Genomic DNA, 2,122 nt, shown 5'->3' on the forward strand with positions numbered 1-2,122 from the left:
AGCCGACGGTCGCGTCCTGGCGGCGGCGGGCGACAACAACCGCGTCTTCGCCTCGGCCGAGGGACGCCCCCGCCTGTCCGCGGACGGCCGCGCCATCCTCGTTTCCCGAAATCTTGCGGACGGCGCCCGGATCGTCGGCCGCGCGCCGCTGCCGTCGCTGGCCCCGCGCGACGGGGTGAACCTGTGGGTCCTGTCGGGACCCGACTCGGTCCTGGCGAGCGCGCGGGCCGACAGCGCCGCCCTTGGTCTGGCGTCGGCGCCGATTGAAGCCGACGGGCGCGGCGTGACGGTGACCGCCGGGGACCAGTCGATCCGCCGGACCGGCGTGCCGATCGGGGGGACCGGGCTGATCGCCCTGGCTTCGACGCCGGTCTCTACGGGCGCGGACGCGCTTCTGGACGACGCCTGGGTTCTGACCGCGCCGGTCGGCATCGGCGCCTTCGTGGTCCTGCTGGTCCTGCTGATGCAGCGCCGTCAGCAGGGCATCAGCCGCGCGTGGGCGGCCTCCGAGCGACGGTTCCGGGGCGCCGTCGAGGCCGCTCGCTGCGGCGTCTGGGAATGGGACACGGAGACGGATCAGGTCACAGTCTCGGACTATATGGCCGAGCTGATGGGACTGGATCGCAGCGGGCCGATTCCGTCCGATGAACTCCTGGCCCGGATCCATCCGCGCTATCATGAGGCGGTGCTGCACGCGTTGCGTCAGGCCCAGACCTTCGGCGCCTTTGACGTCAGCTTTCCGGTGCCGGACAGCCAGGGGCGGGCGCGCTGGATCGACGCCCGGGGTCAGGCGCGCGGGGACCGGGGCGACGACGGCTTCACCAGCGTGCTTGGCGTGGCGCTGGACACCACCGAGGCCCGCCGGGCCAAGGCCCAGGCCCAGGCCGCCGAAAGCCGGCTGCGCGACGGCATCGAGAGCGTGTCGGACGCCTTCGTGCTGTTCGACAAACAGGGGCGGCTGATCCTCTCGAACCAGGCGTTCCAGGACGCCTTCGCCTTCGAGCCCGGCGTGTTGCGGCGGGGCGTCTTCAAGCAGGATCTGAACCAGATCGCCGCCCTCGCCATCAAATCGGACCAGCCGGCGACGGACGGACGGGCCGGCGCGCGCGAGATCGAGCTGTACGACGGGCGCTGGCTGCAGCTGATGGAGCGCTTCACCTCCGACGGCGGTTCGGTGGTCACGGCGGCCGACATCACCGCCATCAAGCACAAGGAGGCGGAGCGCCAGCGCGCCACCGAACGGCTCCACGTCACCATCACCGAGCTGGAGGACCGCGAGGAGAAGCTGTCGCAACTGGCCCGGAAATACGAGGTGGCGATGACCCGGGCGGAGGCGGCCAACCAGGCCAAGTCCGAATTCCTCGCCAATATGAGCCATGAGCTGCGCACGCCGCTGAACGCCATCAACGGCTTCTCGGAGATCATGGCCGGAGAGATGTTCGGGCCGCTGGGCGATCCGAAATACAAGGGATACGCCGCCGACATCCTGAAGTCGGGCCAGCACCTGCTGTCCCTGATCAATGACGTGCTGGACATGGCCAAGATCGAGGCCGGCAAGCTGACGCTGCACTATGAGACCGTGTCGCTGAAGGAGGTGGTCGACGACGCCGCCCGGCTGATGCGCGGCAAGATCGAGGAGGCGGGGCTGAACCTGCTGGTCGATGCGCCCGACCTGCCCGAGATCGACGCCGACTATCGCGGCCTGAAGCAGGTGGTGCTGAACCTGATTTCGAACGCGGTGAAATTCACGCCGGAGGGCGGCCATATCGTCGTGGCCATCTCACGGGAAGACGACGAGCGGGTGCGGGTGGCGGTCACCGACACCGGCATCGGCATCGCTCCCGAGGATCTGAACCGGCTGGCCCGGCCGTTCGAACAGGTTGAGGGCCAGCACTCCAAGACGACCCAGGGCACCGGTCTGGGTCTGGCCCTCACCAAGTCGCTGATCGAGCTGCATGGCGGCGCGCTGAGCATCGAGAGCGAGCCGGGACGCGGGACGACGGTGAGCTTCGATCTGCCGATACGGCGGCCGGGGCAGGCGGCGGGGACCCAGGCGGCCCAGGTCCAGGCGCGCGCGGCCTGACGTCAGGCGGCGGGCGTCGCCCTGGCGGCGGCCGGTTGC

General features: G+C 70.1%; 1 protein-coding gene. It reads left to right on the forward strand.

Going from position 1 to position 2,122, the window contains the following annotated elements:
* Positions 1–2,083 (forward strand): PAS domain-containing sensor histidine kinase (locus QQJ79_RS15270; protein WP_284223782.1); only part of this gene is annotated, 2,083 nt, incomplete at its 5' end.
* Between the last annotated feature and the right edge of the window lie 39 nt (positions 2,084–2,122).

Source organism: Brevundimonas denitrificans (assembly GCF_030160755.1).
GTDB lineage: Bacteria > Pseudomonadota > Alphaproteobacteria > Caulobacterales > Caulobacteraceae > Brevundimonas > Brevundimonas denitrificans.